The organism is Novosphingobium sp. BAM6, assembly GCF_057784955.1.
Window position 1 is genome coordinate 157,730 of sequence record NZ_JBYNTR010000001.1, and the last position, 25,542, is coordinate 183,271.

Here is a 25,542-nt window from a genome sequence, read left to right on the forward strand (position 1 = left end):
GATCATCCTACCCGATCCGTTGAAGATATCGACGACATTGAAGACGAATGACAAAGGTTGATTGGATGCGCCCTTCGCGGCTTGCCTCGTTGCTGTTTCCCGTTCTGCTGACCCTGTGCGGTGTCGCTTATGCCGCGGAGCCGGACTTTTCCGTAACACCATCTGCCGACAGCATCGCCCGCGCGCAGGCGCAGATCGCGGGTTGCCGGCCGGGCGGCAACTGCACCGCGCCGCTGCCGGTCAAGGTCGTCATCATCTCGCTGTTCGAAATCGGGCAGGATACCGGCGACACGCCCGGCGAGTTCCAGCTGTGGCGCACCCGCCGCCACCTCGACATGGCGATCCCGTTTCCGCAAGGGTTCCATGACCTTGCCTATAATCCGCAAACGCAGGTGCTGGCGGTGCTGACTGGCATCGGCACCGCGCGCTCGTCCAACGCGCTGACCGCGCTGGCGCTCGACCAGCGGCTCGACGTCAGCCATGCCTACTTCCTGCTGGCAGGGATCGCCGGGATCGACCCGGAAGATGCCTCGGTCGGTTCCGCTGCCTGGGCGCGCTATCTGATCGACGGCGATCTGGCGCACGAGATCGACCCGCGCGAGGTGCCCAAGGGCTGGAAGACCGGTTACTTCCCGCGCGACGGCAAGGGGCCGGGCGATCCGGTGGTGCCCAAGCCCGATGGCGAGCTGTTCACGCTCAACCCCGGTCTCGTCGGCTGGGCCTATGGACTGACCAAAGACGTGAAGCTGCCCGACGATCCGGTGCTGGCGGCGGAGCGCAAGCGTTATGCCGCCTATCCCATGGCGCAGAAACCGCCTTTCGTGCTGGTGGGCGATCAGCTTTCGGCGATGACCTTCTGGCACGGCAAGCTGCTGAACGACTGGGCCAACGACTGGGTCCACTACTGGACGCAAGGCAAGGGCAATTTCGTGACGGCCGCGATGGAGGATACCGGCGTTGCGCAGGCGATGACCTTCGCCACGCGCACCGGCCGCGTCGATTATAACCGGCTGATGGTGCTGCGCGCGGGTTCGAACCATACGGTGCCGCCGCCGGGCGTCTCGGCCTATGACAACCTGATGGCCGAGAACGCGCATTACACCGGCCTGACGGAATCGGTCGAGAACCTCTACCGCGTCGGCTCGGTGGTGGTGGACGAACTGCTCGGCCACTGGGACCGATACGGCACCGAAACGCCGGGTGGAGAATCTGTGCAATGACCGGACATCCGCCGCACCTGTCGATCGTTTCTCCCACAGACGCCGACAGCGCGGCGGGATTCTCGTCGCGCGATCCCAACGCCTTTCCCGGCGTGATGGCGGCAATCCCGCTGGGCTTGCAGCATGTGCTGGCGATGTTCGTCAGCAATATCACGCCTGCGATCATCGTCGCGGCGGCGGCGGGCATCGGGTACGGCTCTGCGGACAGTTCGGCGATGGTCTATATGATCCAGATGGCGATGTTCTTTGCAGGCGTCGCCACGCTGCTCCAGACCGTCAGCTTTGGCCCGGTCGGCGCCCGGCTGCCGCTGGTGCAGGGGACGAGCTTTTCCTACGTGCCGATCATGGTGCCGCTGGTCGCCGGGAAGGGCGCGGGCGCGCTGGGCATGATCGCGGCGGCGGCCTTCGTGGCGGGGCTGCTTCACGCTGTGCTCAGCCAGTTCGTGGGGCGCATCCGCTTCGCGCTGCCGCCGCTGGTGACAGGGCTGGTGGTGCTGATGATCGCGTTGTCGCTGATGAAGGTCGCGGTACAATACGCGGCGGGCGGCGTGCCGCTGGAGGGCACCCCGGCCTATGGCTCAGGCATCAGCTGGTTGATGGCGGGTTGTGTGGTCGTGGTGACGATGGGCTTTGCGCTGTTCGCGCGCGGGGTGTGGAGCAGCGCGGCGGTGCTGTTCGGACTGATCGCGGGCTATGTTCTCGCGCTCGCGCTGGGCCGGGTGGACTTTGCCGCCGTGCATCAGGCGGGCTGGTTCACCGTGCCCCAGCCGCTGCATTTCGGCTGGGCGTGGTCGTGGACGGCCGTGCTGGGCTTCTGCCTCACCGGCTTCGTCTCCTCGATCGAGACCATCGGCGATGTCGATGCGATTTGCGAAGGCAATGCCGGACGCCCTGCCAGCAAGCGCGAGCTGCAGGGCGCGGTTGCTGCCGACGGGCTCGGCTCGGCGCTTGCGGCGCTGTTCGGGGGCATGCCCAACACCACCTTCAGCCAGAACGTCGGGCTGGTCGCGATCACCGGCGTCATGAGCCGCCATGTCGTGACCATCGGCGCGCTGTTCCTCGTCGCCTGCGGCCTGTTGCCCAAGGTCGGCGCGGCGATCGCAACGATCCCCATCGAAGTCTTGGGCGGCGGTGTGATCGTGATGTTCGGCATGGTCGCCTCGGCGGCGGTGGCGATGCTGGCGCAGGTTTCGTGGAGCCAGCGCAATATGCTGGTCTTCGGCATCTCGCTCTCGCTCGGCCTCGGGCTTCAGCTCGAACCCGCAGCGCTCCAGCACCTGCCCGAAACCGCGCGTATCCTGCTGACGTCTGGCATCCTCCCCGCCGCGACGCTGGCGGTGGTGCTCAACCTGTTGCTGCCACGGGAAAGAAAAGGGCAGGAATAGAGGAAAGGGCTTGGCAATTCGTTCGGGGATTGGTTGAACGCGCAAGCGTCTCGTTTCGTCGTGGCCCGTGCCTCGGGCCTTCCCCATACAAGGTCGTCCTCGTCATGCCCTCGATTTTCCCGTCCCCGCGCTTCGGTCGTGGTCTTGGCCGCCGCCCCGGTCGTCATCTGGGCCTGCTGCTCGGTGCGGCCAGCCTCGTCGCTGTCGCCCCGCCGGTGCTGGCCCAGAGCGCGCCTGCGCCTGCAGCTTCGAGCACCGCCTACGATCCGCGCTCGACCTTCGCGCCGTTCGACATGCAGCAGTCGGTCAACGTCTATCGCGGCGCCGATGGCAAGCCGGGGCCGCAGTACTGGCAGAACCGTGCGGATTACGAAATCCATGCCAAGCTCGACCCGGATGTGAAATCGCCCTCGCTGACCGGCGACGAGATCATCAGCTACACCAACAACAGCCCCGATGCGCTGGACGTGCTGTGGGTGCAGCTGGACCAGAACCTTTACAAGAAGGACAGCCGCGGCAACTACGCCAACGGTGGCCCCGGCATCGGTCGCCACGCGGGCGGATCGACCGACGGCGCCGTGCTCGACAAGGTGGAGATCGAGGTCGACGGCAAGTTCGTGCCCGTGCAGTACGTGGTCAGCGACACCCGCCTGCAGATCACCATGCCGCAGGCGCTGGCGGCGAAGGGCGGGAAGACCCGCGTGCGCATCGCCTGGCACTTCACCATTCCCGGCGAATGGGGCGGGCGCATGGCCTGGGGCATGGCCAAGGATGGCCCGATCTACGATCTGGCGCAGTGGTATCCGCGGATGGCGGTCTATGACGATATTCGCGGCTGGGATCCGCTGCCCTATCTGGCGCAGGAGTTCTACCTCGAATACGGCAACTTCGACTATTACGTGACGGTGCCTTCGACGATGCTGGTGGCAGGTTCGGGCGAGCTGGTGAACCAGTCCGAAGTGCTCACCACCACCGAGCAGGCGCGGCTGGCCAAGGCCAAGACCAGCGATGCCACGGTGATGATCCGCTCGCCGCAGGAAATCCCGGCGAAACCGTCCCTTACTGGCGCAACGAAGACCTGGCACTATCGCATGGAGAACACCCGCGACGTGGCGTTCAGCGCCTCGTCGATCTTCGCCTGGGACGCCGCGCGCATCAACCTTGGCGGCGGCAAGACCTCGCTGGCGATGTCGTTCTATCCCAAGGAAAGCGCCGGGCAGCCTGCCTGGGGCCGCTCGACCGAGTACCTCAAGGACAGCCTCCAGAACTACGCCAAGCGCTGGGCGGCCTATCCGTGGCCCTGGGCGATCAACGTGGCGGGACCGGCTTCCGGCATGGAATATCCCGGCATCCTGTTTGACGGGATCGAGGACAAGGGCAATGTCCTGTTCTTCATCACCGCGCACGAGATCGGGCATGAACTGTTCCCGATGATGGTCGGCTTCGACGAGCGCCGCAACGCGTGGATGGACGAGGGCTTCAACACCTTCATCGACGTGTACGAATCCGACGATTTCAACCACGGCGAATATGCGCCCAAGCGCGATGGCGAATATGCGCCGGGCGGCGGCAATCCGGTGGACGAGATCCAGAGCGTGCTGCTCGATCCCAACGCGCCGCCGATCCTGACGCGCGCGGATTCGATCATCGAGAAGTACCGCCACCCGGTGACGTACTTCAAGTCGGCGCTCGGCCTCGTGCTGCTGCGCGAGCAGATCCTCGGGCCCGATCGGTTCGATCCCGCGTTCCGCCGCTTCATCGCCGACTGGACGTACAAGCATCCCAAGCCCGCCGACTTCTTCCGCTTCATGGAGAGCCAGACGGGTGAGGATCTGTCGTGGTGGTGGCGCGGCTGGTACGAGAACAACTGGTCGATGGACCTGGCGGTGGATTCCATCGCCCCGGTCGATGCCAAGGATCCCTCGAAGGGCACGCGCGTCACCGTGGGTAGCCATGACAAGCTGATCATGCCTGCCACGCTGCGGGTGATGTTCTCGGACGGCACCCACACCGATTATCGCCTGCCCGCCGAAAGCTGGATCAGGAATACCGAGACCAGCGTCGTCGTGCCTGCGGGCAAGACCGTGACCGAGGCAGTGGTCGATCCCGATCACAAGATCCCTGACAAGGATCGCTCGAACGACGACAGGAAGGTCTGAAACAGGCCGGAAACATATCAGGTTCGGTGATCTTCGCGATCACCGAACCTTAATTGCCTTGATGCGTTCACTCTCCCATCGTTAAGCATGGCACCGGGGCTGAACGCCCTGATAACGACCTGGGACAACGACCGGGCGCGAGAGGAGAGAAGCATGTCGGTGGATTCATCCACATCCACACCCTATCTGGCGCAGGTGTCGGCGGGGCGCCCGTCGGACATTGTTCCGGAGCCCGAACGGACCACGGCGCTGGCCGTCGTTGCATCCTGCTTCGGCTGGGGGCTGGACCTTTTCGACCTGTTCATCCTGCTGTTCGTCGCGCCCGCTGTCGGTCAGCACTTCTTCCCCTCGCACACGCCGATGCTGTCGCTGGCGGGGGCCTATGCCTCGTTCGCGGTGACGCTGCTGATGCGCCCGCTGGGCTCGGCGCTGTTCGGCTCATATTCGGACCGTCTGGGGCGCAAGCGGGCGATGATCTTCGCGATTGCGGGCGTCGGTATCGCGACGGCCTCGTTCGGCATCCTGCCTACGGTCGAGACGATCGGCATCTGGGCGACGGTGCTGTTCCTGCTGCTGCGACTGGTGCAGGGCATCTTCGTGGGCGGCGTGGTCGCCTCGACCCATGTGCTCGGCACCGAGTCCGTGCCCGAGCGCTGGCGTGGCACCATGAGCGGCCTGATCGGCGGCGGCGGCGCGGCGATCGGCACGCTGCTGGCCTCGTTCGCCTACATGGCGATCTCGGCGCTGTTCCCCGACGAGGAATTCACCCGCATCGGCTGGCGCTTCATGTTCTTCTGCGGGCTGATCACCTCGGCCATCGGACTGGTCATGTTCCGCAAGCTGGCCGAATCGCCTCAGTTCCAGAAGGCGGCGGCCAAGCACGCGGCCAAGGGTGAGGATACGGGATCGCCGGTGCGCGCCCTTTTCGCCAGCCGCGATTACCGCAACCGCTTCTTCGTGAACCTGATGCTGTCGAGCGGCGCGGGCGCTGTCTATTACCTGACGGCGGGTTATCTGCCGACCTACCTCAAGCTGGTGAGCAAGGTCCCGGCGGCAGAGGCGTCCACGCTGATGCTGTTCGGGAGCGTGGCGGGCGCGGTCTCCTCGCTGCTGCTGGGCGAATGGAGCCAGCATATCGGGCGCAAGAAGGTGTTCCTGCTGACGGGCGTGCTCTGCCTCGTCGCCCTGCCGCTGCTGATCGTGACGATGGCGAGCGCGACCGGCTTCTCGCTGATCTGGCACGCGCTGGCGATCAGCTTCCTGGGCTCGGCGGTGTTCGGCCCGCTGATGATCTTCCTCAACGAGCGTTTCCCGGTGGAACTGCGCGCGACCGGCACCGGGCTTTCGTGGAACACCGGCTTTGCGGTCGGCGGCATCATGCCGACGTTCGTCTCGCTCTCTGCAGCAACGCCCGCGGCGATCCCGCAGGTGCTGGCGGCCTTTATCGGCGCCTTCGCGCTGCTCTATCTGGTGGGCGCGCTGATCGTGCCGGAAACGAAGGGGCGACTGAAAGGCTGATGTCCGCCGCGCCTGTTCTCATGCCGAAAGCGTCCGCCGGACCTCCGTCCCGCGGGCGCTTTCGCATCGGTGAGGCGGGGATCGGGCCCTGCGCAGGGTGACTATGCGGTAACTTGCCGAAACTGCGTGCTATTGTGTACACTGCCCATCATGGAACAGGGCGGCTATCAGGGTGGAGGAACGCCGGGTGGGCGATGGGGCTGTACCATCGCCAGCATCGTCGGCGTGCCGCTGATGGCGCTTTCGTTTCTTGTCGGCACGCTGGGGGACTGCATCCCCGAAGAGCCATGCCATCGGGGCAAAGTGTGGCCGTTGCTGTTCTTTTCGCTGTTGATCGCTGGCCTTGCGGGACTGGGAGCCAGCGCGCTCATCAACTGGCTGGTGCGCCGCTCGCGCCGCGACTGACACCCTGTGACGGAACAGGCAAAAACCGCCAGAGGAGATCGCCATGCTTTCGCACGTGACGCTGGGTGTGTCCGATATGGCGCGCGCGCGCCGGTTCTACGACCCGTTGCTGGCCGCGCTCGGGCTGGAGCGGAAGTTCGCCGATGCGCACTGGGCCGGGTGGAAATCGCCGCTGGCCGACCGTCCGCTGTTTGTCATTACCCGGCCCTTCGATGGTGCGGTGGCTTCGGTTGGCAATGGGCAGATGATCGCGCTGCTGGCTCAGACGCGTGCGGCGGTCGATGCCTGCCATGGCCTTGCGCTGGAGCACGGTGGCCGCGACGAGGGCGCGCCGGGGCTGCGGCCGCACTATCATGCGCACTACTACGGCGCCTATTTCCGCGATCCCGATGGCAACAAGCTGTGCCTGTGCTGCCACGAGCCTGAGTGACGAGCCCGGCCTGACCTTCTTAACCTTCGTTCATCGCAGATTTCATTTTGTCGCAAGCTATTGCGACCCAGTTGCAAACCTCCTTGCGATCTGGCAGCGGGGCGCAATGACGCTCGATCTTCTGCCCGCCGGAAAAACCGCGCGAATCGTCGCTGTGAACTGGTCCGCTCTGGTGGACGAGGAAGCGCGGCGGCTGCGCGCGCTCGGCATCGAGGAGGGCGCGCGGGTTTCCGTCGCCCATCGCGGCATCCTGTTCGGGCGCGATCCCATCGCGCTGACCATCGGCCGCATGAGCATCGCCCTGCGCCGTGCCCATGCCGTTGCCATGGAAGTGGAAGAACTGTGAGCGGCCAGCGCAAGATCGCCCTCGTCGGCAATCCGAACGCGGGCAAGAGCGCGCTGTTCAACGCGCTGACCGGCGCGCGCCAGAAGATCGCCAACTATCCCGGCGTCACTGTCGAGCGAAAGTCGGGGCGCCTGATGCTGCCCAGCGGTGAGCCGGTCGAGCTGACCGATCTTCCCGGCGCCTACGGCCTCGACCCGACCAGCCCCGACGAGGAGGTGACCTCCAAGGTCGTCCACGGCAGGTTCCCCGGCGAGGCCGCGCCCGATGCGCTGATCATCGTGCTCGATGCCTCGAACCTCGAACAGCATCTGGTCTTCGCGCAGGAACTGCTGGCGCTGGGCAAGCCCTCGGTCATTGCGCTCAACATGGTGGACCTTGCCGAGCGCGACGGGCTGGTGCTCGACCCGGCGGTGCTGGCGCAGGAACTGGGCGTGTCTGTGATCCCGACCGTCGCCGTGCGCCGCCGCGGCCTTGCCGAACTGGGCGAGGCGATCGCCTCGGCTCCCTCGCGCGAGGCAGGCCCCGGCCTCACCGCGCTGGGCCAGACCGAGCGCCGCGTTGTCGCGCACGCCATGGCCGATGCCGCGATCCTCTCCGAATCGCGCCGCCATCGCCTCCACGCCAAGATGGACCGGCTGCTGCTGCATCCCTGGCTTGGCCCGGTGATCCTTTTCGCATTCCTGTTCGTGATGTTCCAGGCGGTGTTCGCCTGGGCCAATCCGTTGATTGACGGGCTTCAGGGGCTTGTCGATGGGTTCTCGGCGCAAGTCACCGACGTGATGCTGCCCAGCCTGCTGCGCGATCTGCTGACCGACGGCGTGATCGCCGGTGTCGGCGCCGTGGTGGTGTTCCTGCCGCAGATCGTCATCCTCTTCGCCTTCATCCTCGCGATGGAAGCCTCGGGCTACATGGCCCGCGCCGCTTTCCTGATGGACCGGCTGATGGCCTATGTCGGCCTGTCCGGGCGCAGCTTCATCCCGCTGCTCTCCAGCTTTGCCTGCGCGATCCCCGGCATCATGGCCACGCGCTCGATCTCGGACCCCAAGGACCGGCTGACGACGATCCTGATCGCGCCCTTGATGACCTGTTCGGCGCGCCTGCCGGTCTATGCCGTGATCATCGGCGCGTTCATCCCGCACAAGAGCGTCGGCTGGGGCATCGGCCTGCAGGGACTGGTGCTGTTCGCGCTTTACGTCGCCGGTATCGTCGGCGCGTTTCTGGCCGCGCTCGTGCTGCGCCGCTCGGCGACCAAGGGCGAGGCCTCGGGCTTCATCATGGAACTGCCCAAGTACCAGATGCCGCGCCTGAAGGACATGGCGATCGGCCTGTGGCAGCGCGCGTGGATCTTCCTGCGCCGCGCGGGCACGATCATCTTCACCGTCTCGGTGGTGCTCTGGCTGCTGCTCAACTTCCCCAAGGCGCACCCCGGCGAAAGCCAGGTCAACGCCTCGGTCGCCGGGCACATCGCCAATGGCCTTGCCGTGGTGGTCGAGCCGATCGGCTTCAACCGCAACATGGCGCTGGCGCTGATCCCGGCGATGGCCGCGCGCGAGGTTGCCGTCTCGGCGCTCGCGACCACCTACGCCGTCGATGCCAGCGACAGCGAGGACCAGCAGGCGGTCGACCTCGGCAAGCGCCTGCAGGGCGTGTGGACGCTGCCGATGGCGCTGGCGTTCCTGGCATGGTTCGTCTTCGCGCCGCAGTGCATGTCGACCATCGCCGTCGCCCGGCGCGAGACCAACGGCTGGAAGTGGCCGCTGGTGATGCTGGGCTACCTGTTCGCGATGGCCTACGTCGCAGCGGGCGTGACGTTCTGGCTGGCGACATGGGCCGGGCTGGGCTGAGGGCTCGGGGGTTCAGGTTAAGAGCAAGGGTTAGGGCAGGGGCTATTGCCCCTGCACCCCGTTACGTTTTCCGGCGCTGATCTCGCGCCTGAGGCCGCTGCCCCCGCGTATTTCAGACGTCTCGCACTCTAAGCCCGTCATCCCGGCGAAAGCTGGGACCGCTGTGAGGCCTGGTACGACGCTGAAAACGATCCCGGCCTTCGCTGGGATGACGGTTGGGGTGAGGGATTTCACGTCGTGGACATCTCCCTTTCCGCACTTTGCGATCCGCGCGCAGATTGGCTACCCCGTTCGCCACATTCCAAGGGATACCCGATTCTATGGCAGGCAGCGTCAACAAGGTCATCATCGTCGGCAACCTCGGGGCCGACCCTGAGGTCAAGTCGTTCCAGAACGGCGGCAAGGTCTGCAACCTGCGCATCGCCACGTCGGAAAGCTGGAAGGACCGCAACACCGGTGAGCGTCAGGAGCGCACCGAGTGGCATTCCGTCGCGATCTTCTCGGAAGGTCTGGCGGGCGTGGCTGAGCGGTTCCTGCGCAAGGGCTCGAAGGTCTACATCGAAGGCCAGCTGCGCACCCGCAAGTGGCAGGACCAGAACGGCCAGGACCGCTATTCGACCGAAGTGGTGCTGCAAGGCCCCGGCGCGGTGATGACGATGCTCGACGGGGCGCAGGGCGGCGGCGGCGCTGGTGGTAGCGGGGGTGGCTTCGGCGGCGGCTCGCGCTCGGGTGGCGGCAGCTCCGGCGGCGGCTGGGGCAATGACGGCGGTTCGTCGGGCGGCGGCTTTGGCGGCGGCGGCCGTTCGGGCGGTGGTTCGCGCGGGGGCTCGTCCTCGGGCGGCGGTGACGAGTGGGGCCGCAGCGGCGGTTCCTCGGGCGGTTCGGGCGGCGGCTTCGGCGACGATCTCGACGACGACATCCCGTTCTGATCGCCGCGCTTACAGTACGAAACACGAAAAGGCTCTTCCCTTTGGAGGAGCCTTTTTCGTTGGTGCAAACAGGTCCGCCGCGAAGATTGTGCGCCGCGCAAGTCCGCTTGCGTGTGCTTGCCCTTTCTTCTTGCGCCCATTTGCCATACAGGCGCCTCTCCCATGCCGATCACCCGTCTTTCAGACCTCGCCGATCCCGCCCTTTGCCCCTGCCTTGTTGTCAAGGTGGGCTCTGCGCTGCTGGTCGGCCCGGAAGGCGTGCGCGCCGCGTGGATCGATGCACTGGTGGACGAGATCGCCGAGGCGCGCGCGCGCGGCCAGCAGGTGATCGTGGTGTCCTCGGGCGCGATCGCGCTGGGCGCGGCGACGCTGGGGCTGGAGAAGGGCGGGCGCGGCAGCCTTGCCGATGCGCAGGCGAGCGCGGCGGTCGGCCAGATCGCGTTGTCGGGCCTGTGGTCGGACCTGCTGGTCTCGCACGGGATCACCGCGGCGCAGATGCTGCTGACGCTGGAAGACCTTGAGGACCGCCGCCGCTACCTGAACGTCACCGCCACGCTCTCGCGCCTGCTCGATTGCGGCGCGGTGCCGGTGATCAACGAGAACGATTCGGTCGCGACGCAGGAAATCCGCTTCGGCGACAACGACCGGCTGGCCGCGCGCGTGGCGCAGGCCGCAGGCGCCAGCGCGGTGGTGCTGCTCTCCGACATCGACGGCCTCTATGATCGCCATCCGAAAGAGCCCGGCGCGCGGATGGTGCCGGTCGTCGCCGGGATGACCGACGCGGTGCGGGCGATGGCCAGCGCCGAATCGAGTTCGGGCATGGGCTCGGGCGGCATGATCTCGAAATTGCAGGCGGCCGAGATCGCCGAGCTGGCGGGCATCGCCATGGTGATCGGCTCGGGCCAGCACCAGCGCCCGCTGGCGCGGATCATCGGCTCTCATGAAGCGCAGGATGGCATCGGCACGCTGTTCCGCCCGATGCGCCGCGCGGGCGCGCGCAAGGCGTGGCTGGGCGGACGGTTGCGCCTGAAGGGAACGATCGTAGTCGATGCCGGGGCGGCAGAGGCGCTGGCGCGCGGCGCCAGCCTGCTGGCCAAGGGCGTGACCGGGGTTTCGGGCACGTTCGAGCGCGGCGATGCCGTGGCGATCGAGGCGCCGGACGGGCGCGTGCTCGCCCACGGCCTCAGCGAATACGATGCGCGCGAATGCGTGGAAATCCGGGGGCTCCATTCGAATGAGCAAGCCAGTGTGCTCGGCTATGCGCCGCGCTCCTCGGTTGTGCACCGGGACCAGATGGTGATGAAGTGAACCAGCATAAGACAGTTATCGCGCTGACCGGGGGGACCGGTTTCGTCGGCAGTGCGACCATCGAGGCGGCGCTGGCCGCTGGCTATCACTTGCGCGCGCTGACCCGCCGCGAGCAGGCGCCGCGCGCCGGGATCACCTGGGTCCGTGGCGAGCTGACCGACACTGCCTCGCTCGAAAACCTCGTGCATGGCGCCGATGCGGTGATCCATGTCGCGGGCGTGGTCAACGCGCCCGATGCCGAAGGCTTCGAGCTGGGCAATGTCACCGGCACGCTCAACCTCGTGACCGAATGCGTGGCGGCAGGCGTGCGGCGCTTCGTCCATGTCTCGTCGCTGAGCGCGCGCGAGCCCGACCTGTCGGACTATGGCGCGTCGAAGGCGCGGGCCGAGACGGTGGTCAAGGCCAGTCCGCTCGACTGGACGCTGGTGCGCCCGCCCGCGATCTATGGCCCGCGCGACAAGGAGATGTTCGAGCTGTTTCGCGCTGCGCGCTGGGGGGTGATCCCGGTGCCGGGCAACGGGCGCGCCTCGGTGATCCACGTGCAGGATCTGGCGCGACTGCTGGTCGGCCTCGTCCCGCATGACGATCGCACGGCGGGGCGCACTTTCGAGCCGGACGATGGCACGCCGCAGGGCTGGGCGCACTACGAACTGGCGCAGGCGATCGGCTATGCCATGGGCCGCCGCCCCAAGGTGCTGGGTCTGTCGCGCCGCACGCTGGAGTTCGCGGCGTGGTGCGATCACTTCGCGCGCGGCACCAAGGCGAAGATGACGAAGGACCGCGCGGCCTACTTCAGCCACCCCGACTGGGTGGTGTCTGCGGGGGCAATGCCGCCTCCGGCCTTGTGGGCGCCGCAGATCGAGACTCGCGCCGGGCTGAAGGCGACGGCGCAGTGGTATCGCGACGAGAAGTGGATCTAGGCCAGGCCTGACCTGCATGGCGTGCAACCGCGCTGGCAGGAAAGGGCACGGAATCCGGCTCTTTCGGTGGGTTCCGATGCACATTCACGCTTGTTCGGAAGGGGGGAGAGGGGTAAATTGCGCGCCTGCACGGGCGCGCGCACCGCAAACGGATGCAAACGATTTTGGATATGACGACAGAACGCAAATTCATCGAGGCCATCGCGCTGCGGCGCATGGTCGTTGCCCTGTACAATGGCAACGAGATGCGGCTGGCTCCGCACCAGCTGTTCTCGCGCCACGGCGACCTGTTCGTCAGCGCGCTCAACACGCTCAAGAACTGGCGCTCGGACGATGATCGCCGCCTGACGCAGTACAAGCTGCTGGGCCTGAGCGAAGTGACGCTGACCGACGAGACGTTCGAGCCGCTCGCCGTGTTCGACGGCACGCTTCCCCGCGAAACCGACACCGAAGTCTTCGCGCTCGCGCTCGCCTGATCGCAAGATCGGGACGCGCTCGCCTGAGCGCAAAGCCAAGGCGCGCTCGCCTGAGCGCATGCGGGGTGGCCCGGTCTGAAAAACGAGGCATTCTTCCGGCTCGCCCCATGGCGGGCCGGTCGCGTTTCCGGCACCCGCCTCCGGCTGGAGGCACCGGCAGTAGGCTGGGCCTGCAAAGGATGTCATTCCCCCGTTCGACTGTTCGGAACCTTGTTTCGGCTGCGCCGTTACTATGGGCAACAGAACGAAACACGGAGATGGGACTATGACTCTTCTGCTTATCCTGATCGTTGGCGGCGTGATCGGCTGGCTGGCCAGCCTCGTGATGCGCACGGATGCCCAGCAGGGTATCTTCCTCAACATTGTCGTGGGCGTGGTCGGCGCGGTGATCGCCGGCTTCCTGATTACCCCGCTGATCGGCGGCGCGCCGATCACCAGCGGCAGCTTCGACCTGATGTCGCTGATCGCCTCGTTCCTGGGTGCGGTGGTGCTGCTGGCGATCGTCAATCTGGTGCGTCGCGGCTCGGTCCGCTAAGCGCTGCGAAAATCGCAATGCAATAGATTGCATGCAATAAAACGGAGCGGCGCGGAACCAACTGCGCCCTCCATTGCTTGAACATCGGGCGTATCGAACAGAAATGATGCGCTTTATTCAGGTAAAACAGGGAAAGGATATCCTGTCATGAAATTCGTCACCATGCCGCGCGTCGCCATGATCGCTGCCGCCACCGCCTCGCTCGGGCTTGCCGCCTGCCAGAAGTCGGGCGCCGACAAGGAAGCCGAGGCGATCGCCAGCAGCTCCGATGCGGCTGCCGATGCGATGGACGATCAGGCCTCGCAGATGTCGGGCGCTGCGGCGGACCAGATGAACGACGCTGCCGATGCCACCCGTGCGCAGGGCAATACCGATGCCACTGCGGTCAAGGATCAGGCCTCGGAAGCTGCCGGGAACTGATTTCGGCACCTGATGCCGCGAGACTGATCCGCGATAAGGGTCGCATGACTGCCTGCGTGAGACTGCGAATCCCCCACAGGCCAGCCAACGGATCAGCGAGGAGGGGTGGCATATGCCGCCCCTCTTTCGTTGCGAGCAATAAAATTACCGATAATCATGCTGCTACTGCGAAAATGTCACCAGTGAACGCTTGAATTGTCGGCCTCCAGCGCTGACATAGGCCCCGAACGCGCGCGGGGCCAGATGCGCGCGGAAAATCGCAGGTCACCAAGAACCGCAAAACAGGAAGACATGCCATGACGATCCCTTTGATGCCGCTGCCCTATGCCCTCGACGCGCTTGAGCCGCATATCTCCAGCAAGACGCTCGAAATCCATCACGGCGCCCACCACAAGACCTACGTGGACAAGCTGAACGCCGCCATCGAAGGCACCGACAACGCCGGCAAGTCGGTGGAAGAGATCGCCAAGGCCGCTTCCGGCCCGCTGTTCAACAACTCGGCCCAGACCTGGAACCACGGCTTCTACTGGCACTCGCTGTCGCCTGAGAAGACCGCCCCCAGCGAGAGCCTGCTGGCCGCCATCACGGTCGATTTCGGCTCGCTCGACGCGCTGCTCGAAGCGCTCTCGAACGAGGCGGTCAACCACTTCTCGAACGGCTGGGCCTGGCTCGTCGTCGACGGCGGTAAGCTCAAGGTCATCTCGACCCATGACGCCGACAGCGCGCTCGTCAAGGACGTGCTGCCGCTGCTGACCGTCGATGTGTGGGAGCATGCCTACTACATCGATCAGATGAACAAGCGCCCGGCCTACGTGAAGGCGGTTCTGGAGAACATCCTGAACTGGACCTTCGCCAGCGACAACTTCGATCGCGGCACGGCCTGGACCTATCCGGCCTGATCCCGGTCTGAAGTTTCTTCCGGTCTGAACGGGCCGGACATCTGTTAGGGGGAGGGGCGTCCCGTCCGGCTGCGGCCAGGCGGGGCGCCCCTTCTTCGTGGCTTTTCGGTGTTCGTCTGGAAATTCGCCAAAGGCGAATTTTGCGGCACCGGCCCTCGCCCCCACCCTACCACCCGCAGGATACTACCGTTGGGTGGTAGGGTGGGGGAGAGGGCCGGTGCCGCGCCATAAATGCCCTGCTGGGCATTTATCGAACAGTCTTTAGCCACGTTTCCGCACCTATCCTCCCAAGAACTATCCAAGGATATCAGCATATGAAGATCGGCATCATCGGCCTCGGCAGCATGGGGCGCGGCATGGCCGCCAATCTGGTTCAGGCCGGACAAGAGGTGGTCGCCTGGAACCGTTCGGGGGGCGAGGTTGCGGGCGTGACGATGGTGGCAACGCCCGTCGAGGCCATGCAGGGCGAAGTGCTGTTCACCATGCTCAGCCAGGACGAGACCATCGAGGAGGTGATCGTCGGCCCCGGCCTGCTGGATCAGGCGGCGAAGGGCCTGATCCATGTGGTCAGCGCGACGATCTCGGTCGCCTATGCGAAGAAACTGGTGGACCTGCACGAGGCGGCGGGCCTCACCTATGTTTCGGCGCCGGTGCTGGGGCGCCCGGACGTGGCGGCGGCGGGTAAGCTCAACGTGCTGGCGGCAGGCCCGGCAGAGGCGTTGGCGAAAGTCTCGCCCGCGCTGGAGGCGGTTGCGGGCAAGGTCTGGGATCTCGGGCGTGAGGCGCCCACCGCCAATGCCGTGAAGATCGCCTGCAACATGATGATCACCATGGCGATCGAGGGCATGGCCGAGGCGGTCGTGCTCAGCGAGAGCGAGGGCTGCGGGCGCGAGCAGTTCTTCGAGGTGATGCTGGGCACGCTGTTCGGCTGCCGCGTCTACGAAGGCTATTCGGGCATCATCGCCAAGGGCGAATACCAGGCGGGCTTCAAGGCGACGCTGGGCCTCAAGGACCTGCGCCTCGCCAGTGAAGTGGCGAAAGCCTCGGGCGGCGACCTGCCGATGCTCGCCGCCGTCCACAAGCGCATGGGCGAGGCGGTCGAGGCCGGGAACGGCAACAAGGACTGGGGCGTGATGGCAGGCTACACGATTGCGACGGCGAAGGGCGCGCCAGCCAAGGATGCGATCGGCGGGTAAACTCGGAACTACCGGATAACCGGGAACATTCGGGTCGGCGCGGGCTGCGGGCGGATCGCCGCGTCCACGCTGGCCCGGTCCCATTCAAGTCCCCGGAATGCGTTAACCGCTTAAGGACGATTTCATGGCATACTGCCGGGAATCGGAAAGGCGTGTTCCCGGGAGGTCGTCGAAGTGCCGTCAGCCCTGCCCAGTTCTTCTGCTCTGTCATGGCGCGCCCTCGCGATCGCGGGCGTGCCGCTTGCGTTCGCGGGAGTGCATCTGGCTGCGCTCCACGTCCTGCCGTTTCGCGGGGACCAGATCTCGTTCGCGTTCCTGATGCTGGCGCCGCTGCTGGCCGCGCTCGGCTGCCTGTGGCGGGTCTGGCGCGAGGGCGCCGAAGGCTGGCTGGCGATGGCCGCGGCGATGCTGCTGTGGGCCTCGGGCATGTTCACCGCGATGATCGGGGTGATGGTCTATGCGATGGAGGGCGAGGAGCGGCTGAGCATGCTGCTTTTCGTGCTCTACGGCGTGCCGCTGATCTTCACACTGGCCAGCCCTGTGGGAGACAAGTGGCCCAAGCGCGCGATAGATGCCGCGCTGGCGGCGGCACTGGGCTATCTCTACTACGCCTATGTGTTCCGCCTGATCGCCGCGCAGGGTGCCGATGCGGTGGGGCATTCCGCACTGATAACGATGTTCGATATCGAGAACCTGTTCGTGGCGTTCTGCGCGGTTCTGCGCCTCGTCACCTGCGTCGATACCGCGCGGCTGCGGTTCCATCGCATCTGTACAGGGTTCGCGTTCAGCTATCTGGTTATGGCCTTCTACATCAACCATTTCCAAGGCGCGTCCGATTACGGCGGGGTGACCGATCTGGTGATCGACCTGCCGTTCCTGGGCCTTGCGACAGCGGCTTTCGTGGGGCGGCGCAGCCCGGCGACGCTGCGCCGTCCGGTCGGCAACCGCACGGTGATCCGCGCCGTGGAAGTGGGCAGTCCGCTGCTGATCCCGGTGACGCTGCTGTCGGTCTCGGCGCTGCTGGTCTCGCACAACCCGGCGCAGGCGGTCAGCGGCTGCATCGCGGCGATGCTGGGTTATGGCCTGCGCACGATACTGGTGCAGATGCGCACCATCAGCGAACGTGACCGCATGGCCGCGCTCTCGCATCTCGACGGACTGACGGGGATCGCCAACCGCCGCCAGTTCGACGAGTGCTTCGCGCAAGGCTGGCTCGATGCGCGCCGGACGGCTGCGCCGCTGGCGCTGCTGATGATCGACATCGACCATTTCAAGCCACTCAACGACCGCTACGGCCACGCGATCGGGGACGAGCGGCTGATCGAGGTGGCGCAGGCACTGGTCGCGGTGCCGGTGCGCGGCGGCGGCCTCGTCGCGCGCTATGGCGGCGAGGAGTTCGCGGTGATCGCGCCGGGAGTGGACTTCGCCGAGGCGCAGCGGCTGGGCGAGGCGATGCGCGGGGCGGTGGAAGCGCTCGCGCTGGCGGCGCCCGATGGCATCGTCACGGTCAGCGTCGGGCTGGCGCTGGCACAGGCGGGGGACGATCCGCCCAGCCTGCTGGCAGCGGCCGACGCGGCGCTCTACGACGCCAAGCGGGCCGGGCGTAACCGGGTGTCCGGCCAGCCGGTGCGGCTGCACATGGTCCCCCCGTCGCCGCCTGCCGACGAGCGCTCGGCGGCAGGGTGAGCGCGGTCAGGCGGTTTTCACCAGACGCGACGCTCCTTCAGATCAGCCCCGGATAGGCCCCGCCGTCGAGCGCGAGGTTCTGGCCCGAAACGAACCCGGCCTGCGCCGAACACAGATAGGCGCAGGCATCGCCGAACTCGGCAGGATCGCCGATCCTCCCGGAAGGCCCGCGCGCGCGGCCTAGCTTGGCGAAGGCGGCTTCCAGATCGATGCCGTCTTCTTCGGCGATGCGGCGGGCACGATTGGCGAGCCGGTCGGTGCGGAACGGGCCGGGCAGCAGGTTGTTGATCGTCACGTTATCGGCAATCGCCTCGATCTGCACGGCCTTGGCCATCGCCGTCAGCCCGGCGCGCGCCGCGACCGAGAGCGCCATGTCGGCGGGCGGCGCCTTGACCAGACCTGACGTGATATTGACGATCCGCCCGAACTTGCGCGCCCGCATCCCGGGCAGCGCGGCGGTGATGAACTGGATTGGCGCGAGCATGTTGGAATTGACCGCCGCAGGCCAGTCTTCCGCCACGATATCCGCGAACCTGGCGACGCGCGGCCCGTGGTTGTTGGTCACGAGAATGTCGGGATCGGGGCAGGCGGCGATCAGTGCGGCGCGGGCATCCGCATCGTCGAGATCGGCCGCGAAACGATGGACTTTCGCGCCGGTGGCGGCCTCGATGATCTGCGCGGCCTCGGCCAGCCGGGCATCGTCGCGACCGTTGATCCACACCTGAGCCCCTTCGCGGGCGAGTGCGGTGGCGCAGGCAAGGCCGAGCCCTTTCGAGGATGCGCAGACCAGAGCGCGGCGACCGGCGATGCCAAGGTCCATTCTCTACTCTCCCGGATAGTCTTGGAGGTTGTGCTTATCCGATCCTGCGGGCGCGCAGGTCGAAGGGCTTTTCGGCATCGACGTCGAGCATGCGGGCAAGGTCGGCGCGGGCGCGGGCGACACGGCTTTTCATCGTGCCGATCGGGCATTCGGCGATCGCGGCGGCCTCTTCGTAGGAAAAGCCCGAGGCGCCCACCAGCAGCACCGCCTCGCGCCGTTCGGGGGCGAGATTGCGCAGCGCCGCTTCCATGTCGTCGAGATGGAGCGGGGCCTCCTGATCGGCCTCCATCACCAGCAACCGCTCCGCCACGCCCTCGTCGAGGTCGGTCTGCCGCTTGGAACGGCGCAGTTCGGAAAGGTAGTGGTTGCGCAGGATCGCGAAAGTCCAGGCGCGCATGTTGGTGCCGGGGGTGTAGCGCTCGCGCGCGGTCCACGCCTTGATGGTGGCTTCCTGCACCAGATCGTCGGCGAAGTCCGGGCGACCGCACAGGCCGCGGGCGAAAGCGCGAAGGTGGGGAAGCACCCCCATGAGTTCCTTGCGAAAAGCCTCGTCCTGCGAGGAAGGCTGGATGCGCTCAGGCATCGCCGTCGCCGTCAAGCTTCTTGAGAAGATCCCTGAAGCTGTCCGGCAGCGGTTCATCCACCACGGAGTTGTAGAGCTTCCTCAGGCCGCCTGCCCAGCCGGGCTCGCCGTCGCGGCGCACTTCCGGTGGCAGTCCGGGAACGGCATTCCCGGCGGGGCCATCTCCTTCTGGATGAGTCAACTCAAACTCCTTTTCGCCCGGCCCCGATGCCCGCAGGTATCCGTGCGGTCAAGCGCCTTTGGGGCGCGACCGATGGAGTCGGCGGAAGCGGGGCGGAGCCTGTCGGTCTGTCACGGTTCAGGCATGGAACATTTCATCACGCGCAAGGTTCCCCTCGCGTCAAAGACTTGCCATAGATGTACCGGGCGCGCTCTCCTTGTCGGGGGCGATCCGTCGATCCGGGGCCAGATTTCAAGGAATACATCGGGTGATTGACCAGCCGCTGCTGGACCGGGTGAAGAAGCAGGCATGGTTCCACCGCTATCCGCGCGGTTGGCCGCTGCTGCTGTTCGTGATCGCGGGCATGACCACGGCGGTCTCGGTCATGGCGATCGAGCGGGCCGACCGGCAGACTCGCCAGGTCGAGCTGGATCGCAACCTCACCGAGATCTCCTCGGCCCTGCAGCGGCGCGTCACCGAAAACATGGCGCTGCTGCGCGCAGGCGCGGCGCTGTTCGCCACCCAGTCGAACGTCAGCGCCGACCAGTTCCGCGACTTCGCGCAGGACCTGCAGGGCAGCGGCAACATGTACGGCTCGCTTGGCATGGGGTGGGCGCCGCTGCTGACCGCCGCGCAAGTACCCTTCTTCGAGGTGGCGGTGCGTCAGTCACCGGGCAGCGAGACGTACGCCGTCACGCCCTATGTCGATGGTGCGGATCCCTATTCGGTGCCGGTGCTGTTCCTGGAGCCGGGATCGCCCGACAACCGCAAGGCGATCGGCTTCGATATGTATTCGGAAGCCGTGCGCCGTGCCGCGATCGACAGGGCTCGGGCCGCGCGCGCGCCGGTCGCCTCGGGCAAGGTCACGCTGGTGCAGGACAACGGACGCCCCGATGCCGCCGGGTTCCTGATCTACATGCCGGTGGTGATGGGGCGGGGCCACAACCAGTACATCAAGGGCTTCCTCTATAGCCCTTTCCGTGCCGAGGATTTCCTCAGCTCGGCCAGTGAACTTTATCGCAACAACCGCATCGACGTGTCGATCTACGACCAGAGCGTCGATCCGGCCAACCTGCTGGCCGAACGCACTGCCGAAGGCACCGAGGGGCCGACGACCGAACGCACCATCGATGTGGGGGGCGAGCAGTGGGTCGTCGTCGTCAGCGACCGGCAATATGGCGCGCTTTCGCCGCTGGCCCGGATCACGCTGTTCTTCGGGATCATCGCCTCGCTGGCGGCGATGGCGGTGGGACGCTTCATCACCCACCGCGCGGCCGAGGACCGGCAGGTGCTGGAATGGCTTCAGGGCCAGTCGGCGATCCGCGATTCACTGACGCGCGAGCTGAACCACAGGGTGAAGAACACGCTGGCCAACGTGCTTTCGATCGCCGCGCTGACGCGCCGGCGGGCGACCGACCTTGACGATTATACCGAGAGCCTGAGCGCGCGCATCCGTGCGCTGTCGGCCACGCACGATATCCTCTCGCAGTCGGACTGGACCAGCGCGGCGTTGGGGGATGTGATCGAGGCGGAACTCGCGCCCTACATGGAAGGCAACGAGAGCCATGTCGAGCGCGGCGGCCCGGATATCAAGCTGGCGCCCAACGATGCGATGTCGCTGGGCCTCGCGATCCACGAACTGGCGACGAACGCGGCCAAGTACGGGGCGCTGTCGACTATCGAGGGGCGCGTTCACGTTCACTGGAAGATGGTGTCGGACCGGCTGGCGCAGATCAGCTGGCGCGAAGAGGGCGGCCCGCCCGTGGTGGCACCGAAAAAGCGCGGTTTCGGGCGCGACCTGATCGAGAAGATCGTCGCGCACGAGTTGAAATCGGCGGTGGACCTGCGGTTCGAGCCGACCGGCGTGGAATGCATGCTGCGCGTGCCGGTGCGCGCAGCGCGCGAGTTTGCCCTGAGAACCGAGCAGCGGCTCGGGCCAACAGGCGGTTCGAGGGGCGGGCGGCGATAGCCGGTCCGAAAATGTCCGCGGGCGCTTTTCGGACCGGCTTCTGAAAAGCGCCTAGAGGTACTTGGCCAATTCCCCCAGCTTCGAGAGGTCTTCTCGCACGGCGGCGGGCAAGGGGCCGATCAGGTCTTCGATGTGATGTTCGATATGGTCGGTGACGATCAGCGTCTTGGTCTTTTCCAGCGCCGCGACGACCGCCTGCATCTGCTGGGCGATCTTGAGGCCATCCTCGCCCTCCTCGACCATGCGGATAATGCTGACCAGATGGCCGTTTGCGCGACGCAGGCGGTTGAGAAGGTCGGGGCTGGCAGCGTGGCTCATGATGGGCAATCCGATGCTGGATAGTCTGTTTCAGGGAAGTGTCTGATATCCCTGTAGCGCAAGATAGACGCCAAGGCACAGGATCACGATGCCGCTGGCATAGGGGGCCTTGCGCACCAGCGAACCGAAGCCGCCGAACGTCTTCTGTGCATAGCGCACACTGAGCGCGGCAATCACGCCGGACATCACCATCGTCAGCGCCAGGCCGATGCTGAAGCACAGTACCAGAACCGAACCGAGCGCGATCCGCTTGAGTTGAAGGCACAGCAGCAGCACGGTGATCGCACCGGGGCAGGGGACCAGGCCGCCGGTCAGGCCGAACAGCACGATTTGCCCGGTCGTCACCTCGCGGCCGGCAAAGCGGCGGCGGATATCCTCGGCGTGCTGGCGCTCGTGCGCGTCCTGATAGCCGCCGTCCGTCAGGTCCAGGGCATGGGCAAGATTATGGTCGATCGCTGCGCCATCGTGTCCGTGTTTATGGTCGTGCCCATGCCCGTTATCGTGATGATGATCATGGTCATGGTCATGGTCATGATCGTGGTCATGATGATGATCATGATCATGGGTGTGCTCGCGATGGATGCGCCAAAGCATCCAGAGTGCAACCGCGACGATCACGATGCCGGAGGCGAACTGGAAGTAGGGTTCGATGCCTTCGGGATTGAGGCCCTGAAACAGATAGACGCCGCCCAGTGCCACCACCCACACGACGGCAGTGTGCGAAAGCGTGGCGGCCAGTCCCAACAGCACTGCCTGCCGCACGGTTCCGCGCACCGCGACGATGAACGCGGCCATCATTGTCTTGGAATGTCCGGGTTCGAGGCCGTGCAGGGCGCCGAGCAGGATGGCGCTCGGGATGAAAAGCCAGGCGTGGGCAGCGCTGTGCTGCAACAGGTCGGAAAGTGAGGTCATGGCGGGCGCTCTAGCAAGGTCTGTTTATGAATCCTATCCCCCTAGAGGGGATATTTTGATGTACGCGCGGCGCGACCGGAATGGTCCGTCGCGGAAGGGTGCTGCTGTTCGGGAAAGGGCTGCTCGGGAAAGGCGCTGGCGGGAACTCTGTCACCTGATGCCTGGCATCGGTATTTAACCAAGTATAAGTCCGTATTAGCTGGCGTGCTAACCCCCGGAACTGATGCACTAACAGGACAGGGCCTGAGGAAAAGTCCTGATTTTCGGCTGTAAAGCCGATTTCACGTATATATCCGTATGTTCACTTTAGCCCTGTCGAGGTTAGGCCCGTGGCAAAGGTCGTAAAGCGGGTGCAATCGCTTTCAATAAAGACAGAGCAAAGGACTACAACACAATGGGACGCGCCTTCTCTGCCCGCCGCTGGCTGGCCGAACTGGATGATCTTGCGCTGGCGGCGAGCCAGGCCTCGCCCGAATCCGAGGAGGCGTGTCTGCGCGCCATGGTCGCGCTGCTACGGGCCTGCCCGGAGGGGTATCGCGTACTGGAACTGGAGGGAGAGCGGGCCGATGTCCTTGCCTGCCGGCTGGCCGCAGGTGCATCGGAATCGGCGGCGATGACGCTGCTGCCGGTCCATGCCGGGATAATGACCTCGCGCGGGGGAAACGGCACCCATTTCGCCTCGGTCGTACTCGATGGAGACATGGGGGAATCCACCTCGATCGGCAGCACGTTTGCGCTGGCGCTGGTCGGCGCGCTGGCGCTGTCGATCGTTGATGTGGCGCAGCCGGTGATGCCTGCGATCTTCTGAGGTCGGGGCTGGCTTTCAGGAGGAAGAAGCCCCCCTTCGCAAGGGAGGGGGCAGGGGCTTCGCAACTGAAAAGGGGCGCCCAACTGAACAACATCGGCATCCGATAACGGGTGGCCGATACCGGAAGAAGGCGCCGTCAGCCCGCCGCGTGGCTGGTCCCGAAGAACAACGCCTGGCTGATCGCCGCACGCACGGTCGCTTCCTGGAACGGCTTGGTGACGAGATAGGTCGGCTCGGGCCGCTCACCGGTCAGCAGGCGTTCGGGATAGGCGGTGATGAAGATCACCGGCACATCGCCGAAGCGCAGCAGGTCTTCCACCGCCTCGATCCCCGAACTGCCGTCGGCCAGCTGGATGTCGGCCAGGACCAGGCCGGGGCGGGTGGTCGCGCGCGAGAATGCCTCGACCGCCTGCGCATGGGTGGCCGCAGTGCCGACGACCCGATGGCCAAGATCCGACACCAGGCCTTCGAGTTGCATCGAGATCAGCGGCTCGTCCTCGATGATGAGTACGTCGGTGGCGCTCTCGTTCTCGATCTCGGCGATGGCCTGGTTCACCAGCGCATCGACATCCTCGACATCGACGGCGAGCACGCGGGCCGTATCCTCGCGCGAGAAATCCTCGACCGTGGTGAGCAGCAGTGCCTGACGGTGCGTGGGCGCGATCGTGCGCAGGCGCGACTGGGCGACTTCCTCGCGGGTGTCGCCCTCGCCGCTGACCGGTTCCTCGACGTGGCCGGTCGACCAGATGCGGGTGAAGGCAGCGTAGAGGGAGGCGCGGTCGCGGGCGATCGCCTCGCGCAGGGCCGGATCGGCAAGCGCGGCCTCCAGCGTGGCGCGCACATACGTATCGCCCGACTGCTGCGATCCGGTAAGCGCACGCGCATAGCGGCGCAGATAGGGCAGTTGAAGGGCAATCTGGTCAGAAACGGACATCGGGGCTCCTCGGCCGTGATGAAACGCGGGCAGAAACACAGGCAGATCGGGCGCGATAGTGCGACGTCTCCCCGCGTGGACGTGTTGGAAGCTGGCCTTCCAGCCCGGTACAATGATCTGAGCGCGCATTGGCTTCAGGGCAAGGCGAAAATTTTTCGCGATCGACCGACAATCCGGGAACCGAATGTGAAGTGTGCGGGTTTGAACGGCATCACCACTGGACCCACCCCCCCCGCAACCCGGTGGTGACCCGATCCCGGAGCCCCCTGATGCCGCAAGGTTATCGGGGGGCTCTTTTTTTGTCCGGCGATTTTTGCTCTGCCGGTCTTTGCCCGGCGATTTTTTGTTTGAAGGCTTCCTCTTGCTGACATTGCGGGCCGATGTTGAGCGCTGTCGGTATCGGCGGGGGTGTTCGCGGGCTCTTGTCGGCGCAGATTGATGAAGTGGATGCCGGTTTCCGGTCGTTCCATGGCAATTATACGTAAAACCCGCGAATTTCCGGGGTTGCCGGGCTCAGTGCATGCAGTGTCTCTGCGACGAAGCGTTGCGCGGTAAGGATGCCCGGAGCGCATTTCCGGGACTTTCGGGGAACTATTTCCGCGCAGTTAACGTTCCCTCGGCAACTCGTCACACATACAAGGATTTGCCGCATGCAAGCTCTTGCAGCTACCGCTCCCGAAACCGCTGAGACCATGGACAACGCCACGGATACGGCCAGGATCGAGACGCGGGAGGTGACAGCGCTCAGCGAGCGGGACTTCAAGCGCGCACTTCAGGACGTCGCACCGCATCTGCGCGCCTTTGCGCGCGGCCTGTGCGGCGACCGCGACCGCGCCGACGATCTGGCGCAGGAAGCCATGTTGCGCGCCTGGGCTGCGCGGGACCGCTACACTGCCGGGACCAACTTCAAGGCCTGGACCTTCACGATCCTGCGCAACCACTTCTACAGCGAGGCCCGCCGCGCGCGCTTCCACGGCGAATACGACGAACTGGCGGCCGAGCGCATTCTATGCGCTCCTGCCGGTCAGGAAAGCGCCGTAGACCTCGGTGACGTGCTGCGCGCGCTGACGGCCATCCCCGCCAGCTATCGCGAGGCGCTGATCCTCGTTGCCGCAGGCAACCTGTCGTACGAGGAAATCGCCGAGATCTGCGGGATCGCGCTGGGCACGGTGAAGAGCCGCATCTGCCGCGCCCGCTCGATGCTGTCGAAGATCATCGAATCGGGTCAGTTGCCCGACTCGCGACACAACTTCGTACTGACCGGCGAGGCTATCGATGCCTTCTTCGCGGAGATGGCGCTGATCGCCAATGCCAATGAAGGCGCGCTCGCCGCCGCTCGCTTCCTCGCGGCCTGACGGTCGA

General features: G+C 65.8%; 26 protein-coding genes. 20 read left to right on the plus strand and 6 right to left on the minus strand.

From position 1 onward, the window contains the following. The first annotated feature begins 47 nt into the window (after positions 1-47). The 17 genes from AC3EC3_RS00835 to AC3EC3_RS00915 all read left to right on the plus strand — a co-directional run bounded on the left by AC3EC3_RS00835 (position 48) and on the right by AC3EC3_RS00915 (position 17,676). Positions 48-1,220: a purine nucleoside permease gene (locus tag AC3EC3_RS00835; protein WP_488487847.1), complete on the plus strand. Its 1,173-nt coding sequence runs from the start codon at positions 48-50 to the stop codon at positions 1,218-1,220. After that, positions 1,217-2,605 carry a uracil-xanthine permease family protein gene (locus AC3EC3_RS00840; RefSeq protein WP_488487848.1) on the plus strand — a complete coding sequence of 463 codons (1,389 nt, stop codon included), beginning with the start codon at positions 1,217-1,219 and terminating at the stop codon, positions 2,603-2,605. The genes AC3EC3_RS00835 and AC3EC3_RS00840 overlap by 4 nt, the downstream gene beginning before the upstream one ends. A 104-nt stretch (positions 2,606-2,709) precedes the next feature. Next, on the plus strand, positions 2,710-4,764 hold the full coding sequence (locus AC3EC3_RS00845) for a M1 family metallopeptidase (protein WP_488487849.1): 2,055 nt from the start codon (positions 2,710-2,712) through the stop codon (positions 4,762-4,764). A gap of 153 nt (positions 4,765-4,917) precedes the next feature. Beyond that, the gene (locus AC3EC3_RS00850; RefSeq protein WP_488487850.1) at positions 4,918-6,282 is read left to right on the plus strand and encodes an MFS transporter; all 1,365 of its coding nucleotides are present in this window, start codon (positions 4,918-4,920) and stop codon (positions 6,280-6,282) included. A 150-nt stretch (positions 6,283-6,432) separates the two neighbouring features. Beyond that, positions 6,433-6,687: a hypothetical protein gene (locus tag AC3EC3_RS00855; RefSeq protein ID WP_488487851.1), complete on the plus strand. Its 255-nt coding sequence runs from the start codon at positions 6,433-6,435 to the stop codon at positions 6,685-6,687. Positions 6,688-6,730: 43 nt separating this feature from the next. After that, the gene (locus AC3EC3_RS00860; protein ID WP_488487852.1) at positions 6,731-7,117 is read left to right on the plus strand and encodes a VOC family protein; all 387 of its coding nucleotides are present in this window, start codon (positions 6,731-6,733) and stop codon (positions 7,115-7,117) included. A gap of 106 nt (positions 7,118-7,223) precedes the next feature. Further along, positions 7,224-7,463, plus strand: a complete 240-nt coding sequence (locus AC3EC3_RS00865; protein WP_260927036.1) for a FeoA family protein — start codon at positions 7,224-7,226, stop codon at positions 7,461-7,463. Further along, positions 7,460-9,307 carry a ferrous iron transporter B gene (feoB, locus tag AC3EC3_RS00870; protein WP_488487853.1) on the plus strand — a complete coding sequence of 616 codons (1,848 nt, stop codon included), beginning with the start codon at positions 7,460-7,462 and terminating at the stop codon, positions 9,305-9,307. Before AC3EC3_RS00865 ends, feoB begins: the two co-directional genes overlap by 4 nt. A 320-nt stretch (positions 9,308-9,627) precedes the next feature. Beyond that, positions 9,628-10,236, plus strand: a complete 609-nt coding sequence (gene ssb, locus AC3EC3_RS00875) for a single-stranded DNA-binding protein (RefSeq protein WP_488487854.1) — start codon at positions 9,628-9,630, stop codon at positions 10,234-10,236. A 162-nt stretch (positions 10,237-10,398) separates the two neighbouring features. Beyond that, positions 10,399-11,544 carry a glutamate 5-kinase gene (gene proB, locus AC3EC3_RS00880; protein WP_488487855.1) on the plus strand — a complete coding sequence of 382 codons (1,146 nt, stop codon included), beginning with the start codon at positions 10,399-10,401 and terminating at the stop codon, positions 11,542-11,544. Beyond that, complete coding sequence (locus AC3EC3_RS00885) at positions 11,541-12,464, plus strand: NAD-dependent epimerase/dehydratase family protein (protein WP_488487856.1); 924 nt, start codon at positions 11,541-11,543, stop codon at positions 12,462-12,464. Before proB ends, AC3EC3_RS00885 begins: the two co-directional genes overlap by 4 nt. A gap of 170 nt (positions 12,465-12,634) precedes the next feature. Further along, positions 12,635-12,940, plus strand: a complete 306-nt coding sequence (locus AC3EC3_RS00890; RefSeq protein ID WP_488487857.1) for a hypothetical protein — start codon at positions 12,635-12,637, stop codon at positions 12,938-12,940. 265 nt (positions 12,941-13,205) lie between these two features. Further along, positions 13,206-13,475: a GlsB/YeaQ/YmgE family stress response membrane protein gene (locus tag AC3EC3_RS00895; protein WP_260927044.1), complete on the plus strand. Its 270-nt coding sequence runs from the start codon at positions 13,206-13,208 to the stop codon at positions 13,473-13,475. Positions 13,476-13,622: 147 nt separating this feature from the next. Then, a complete protein-coding gene (locus AC3EC3_RS00900) occupies positions 13,623-13,895 on the plus strand; it encodes a hypothetical protein (protein ID WP_260927046.1) in 273 nt (90 codons plus the stop codon). Positions 13,896-14,191: 296 nt separating this feature from the next. Next, a complete protein-coding gene (locus AC3EC3_RS00905; protein ID WP_488487858.1) occupies positions 14,192-14,794 on the plus strand; it encodes a superoxide dismutase in 603 nt (200 codons plus the stop codon). A 314-nt stretch (positions 14,795-15,108) separates the two neighbouring features. After that, on the plus strand, positions 15,109-15,990 hold the full coding sequence (locus AC3EC3_RS00910) for an NAD(P)-dependent oxidoreductase (protein WP_488487859.1): 882 nt from the start codon (positions 15,109-15,111) through the stop codon (positions 15,988-15,990). A 174-nt stretch (positions 15,991-16,164) separates the two neighbouring features. Further along, the gene (locus tag AC3EC3_RS00915) at positions 16,165-17,676 is read left to right on the plus strand and encodes a GGDEF domain-containing protein (protein WP_488487860.1); all 1,512 of its coding nucleotides are present in this window, start codon (positions 16,165-16,167) and stop codon (positions 17,674-17,676) included. Positions 17,677-17,713: 37 nt separating this feature from the next. On the opposite strand, the gene AC3EC3_RS00920 is transcribed toward AC3EC3_RS00915, so the two are convergent. The 3 genes from AC3EC3_RS00920 to AC3EC3_RS00930 are packed head-to-tail and all read right to left on the minus strand — an operon-like array spanning position 17,714 to position 19,260. Next, positions 17,714-18,496, minus strand: coding sequence for an SDR family oxidoreductase (locus AC3EC3_RS00920; protein WP_488487861.1), 783 nt, complete (start codon positions 18,494-18,496; stop codon positions 17,714-17,716). 34 nt (positions 18,497-18,530) lie between these two features. After that, a complete protein-coding gene (locus AC3EC3_RS00925) occupies positions 18,531-19,079 on the minus strand; it encodes a sigma-70 family RNA polymerase sigma factor (RefSeq protein WP_488487862.1) in 549 nt (182 codons plus the stop codon). Beyond that, positions 19,072-19,260 (minus strand): NepR family anti-sigma factor, encoded by a 189-nt coding sequence (locus tag AC3EC3_RS00930; RefSeq protein ID WP_260927055.1) that lies wholly within the window; start codon positions 19,258-19,260, stop codon positions 19,072-19,074. The genes AC3EC3_RS00925 and AC3EC3_RS00930 overlap by 8 nt, the downstream gene beginning before the upstream one ends. A 247-nt stretch (positions 19,261-19,507) precedes the next feature. Here AC3EC3_RS00930 and AC3EC3_RS00935 point away from each other — a divergent pair, with 247 nt between their 5' ends. After that, positions 19,508-21,208: a CHASE domain-containing protein gene (locus AC3EC3_RS00935; RefSeq protein ID WP_488487863.1), complete on the plus strand. Its 1,701-nt coding sequence runs from the start codon at positions 19,508-19,510 to the stop codon at positions 21,206-21,208. A gap of 51 nt (positions 21,209-21,259) precedes the next feature. Here the strand turns inward: AC3EC3_RS00935 and AC3EC3_RS00940 are convergent, their stop codons facing one another. After that, on the minus strand, positions 21,260-21,526 hold the full coding sequence (locus tag AC3EC3_RS00940) for a metal-sensing transcriptional repressor (RefSeq protein ID WP_488487864.1): 267 nt from the start codon (positions 21,524-21,526) through the stop codon (positions 21,260-21,262). 30 nt (positions 21,527-21,556) lie between these two features. Continuing rightward, positions 21,557-22,438 carry a nickel/cobalt efflux transporter gene (locus tag AC3EC3_RS00945; RefSeq protein ID WP_488487865.1) on the minus strand — a complete coding sequence of 294 codons (882 nt, stop codon included), beginning with the start codon at positions 22,436-22,438 and terminating at the stop codon, positions 21,557-21,559. A 394-nt stretch (positions 22,439-22,832) separates the two neighbouring features. Between AC3EC3_RS00945 and AC3EC3_RS00950 the strand changes: the two genes are divergently transcribed. Beyond that, positions 22,833-23,246 (plus strand): hypothetical protein, encoded by a 414-nt coding sequence (locus tag AC3EC3_RS00950; RefSeq protein WP_488487866.1) that lies wholly within the window; start codon positions 22,833-22,835, stop codon positions 23,244-23,246. A 136-nt stretch (positions 23,247-23,382) separates the two neighbouring features. On the opposite strand, the gene AC3EC3_RS00955 is transcribed toward AC3EC3_RS00950, so the two are convergent. Continuing rightward, complete coding sequence (locus AC3EC3_RS00955) at positions 23,383-24,180, minus strand: response regulator (protein ID WP_488487867.1); 798 nt, start codon at positions 24,178-24,180, stop codon at positions 23,383-23,385. 692 nt (positions 24,181-24,872) lie between these two features. Between AC3EC3_RS00955 and AC3EC3_RS00960 the strand changes: the two genes are divergently transcribed. Then, positions 24,873-25,535, plus strand: coding sequence for a sigma-70 family RNA polymerase sigma factor (locus tag AC3EC3_RS00960; RefSeq protein ID WP_488489163.1), 663 nt, complete (start codon positions 24,873-24,875; stop codon positions 25,533-25,535). The last annotated feature ends 7 nt before the right edge of the window (positions 25,536-25,542 follow it).

Coding starts and splice junctions, on each gene's coding strand:
- AC3EC3_RS00835 (WP_488487847.1), top strand. CDS start 48: ATGACAAAGGTTGATTGGATGCGCCCTTCGCGGCTTGCCTCGTTGCTG.
- AC3EC3_RS00840 (WP_488487848.1), top strand. CDS start 1,217: ATGACCGGACATCCGCCGCACCTGTCGATCGTTTCTCCCACAGACGCC.
- AC3EC3_RS00845 (WP_488487849.1), top strand. CDS start 2,710: ATGCCCTCGATTTTCCCGTCCCCGCGCTTCGGTCGTGGTCTTGGCCGC.
- AC3EC3_RS00850 (WP_488487850.1), top strand. CDS start 4,918: ATGTCGGTGGATTCATCCACATCCACACCCTATCTGGCGCAGGTGTCG.
- AC3EC3_RS00855 (WP_488487851.1), top strand. CDS start 6,433: ATGGAACAGGGCGGCTATCAGGGTGGAGGAACGCCGGGTGGGCGATGG.
- AC3EC3_RS00860 (WP_488487852.1), top strand. CDS start 6,731: ATGCTTTCGCACGTGACGCTGGGTGTGTCCGATATGGCGCGCGCGCGC.
- AC3EC3_RS00865 (WP_260927036.1), top strand. CDS start 7,224: ATGACGCTCGATCTTCTGCCCGCCGGAAAAACCGCGCGAATCGTCGCT.
- ssb (WP_488487854.1), top strand. CDS start 9,628: ATGGCAGGCAGCGTCAACAAGGTCATCATCGTCGGCAACCTCGGGGCC.
- proB (WP_488487855.1), top strand. CDS start 10,399: ATGCCGATCACCCGTCTTTCAGACCTCGCCGATCCCGCCCTTTGCCCC.
- AC3EC3_RS00890 (WP_488487857.1), top strand. CDS start 12,635: ATGACGACAGAACGCAAATTCATCGAGGCCATCGCGCTGCGGCGCATG.
- AC3EC3_RS00895 (WP_260927044.1), top strand. CDS start 13,206: ATGACTCTTCTGCTTATCCTGATCGTTGGCGGCGTGATCGGCTGGCTG.
- AC3EC3_RS00900 (WP_260927046.1), top strand. CDS start 13,623: ATGAAATTCGTCACCATGCCGCGCGTCGCCATGATCGCTGCCGCCACC.
- AC3EC3_RS00905 (WP_488487858.1), top strand. CDS start 14,192: ATGACGATCCCTTTGATGCCGCTGCCCTATGCCCTCGACGCGCTTGAG.
- AC3EC3_RS00910 (WP_488487859.1), top strand. CDS start 15,109: ATGAAGATCGGCATCATCGGCCTCGGCAGCATGGGGCGCGGCATGGCC.
- AC3EC3_RS00920 (WP_488487861.1), bottom strand. CDS start 18,496: ATGGACCTTGGCATCGCCGGTCGCCGCGCTCTGGTCTGCGCATCCTCG.
- AC3EC3_RS00925 (WP_488487862.1), bottom strand. CDS start 19,079: ATGCCTGAGCGCATCCAGCCTTCCTCGCAGGACGAGGCTTTTCGCAAG.
- AC3EC3_RS00940 (WP_488487864.1), bottom strand. CDS start 21,526: ATGAGCCACGCTGCCAGCCCCGACCTTCTCAACCGCCTGCGTCGCGCA.
- AC3EC3_RS00945 (WP_488487865.1), bottom strand. CDS start 22,438: ATGACCTCACTTTCCGACCTGTTGCAGCACAGCGCTGCCCACGCCTGG.
- AC3EC3_RS00950 (WP_488487866.1), top strand. CDS start 22,833: ATGGGACGCGCCTTCTCTGCCCGCCGCTGGCTGGCCGAACTGGATGAT.
- AC3EC3_RS00955 (WP_488487867.1), bottom strand. CDS start 24,180: ATGTCCGTTTCTGACCAGATTGCCCTTCAACTGCCCTATCTGCGCCGC.
- AC3EC3_RS00960 (WP_488489163.1), top strand. CDS start 24,873: ATGGACAACGCCACGGATACGGCCAGGATCGAGACGCGGGAGGTGACA.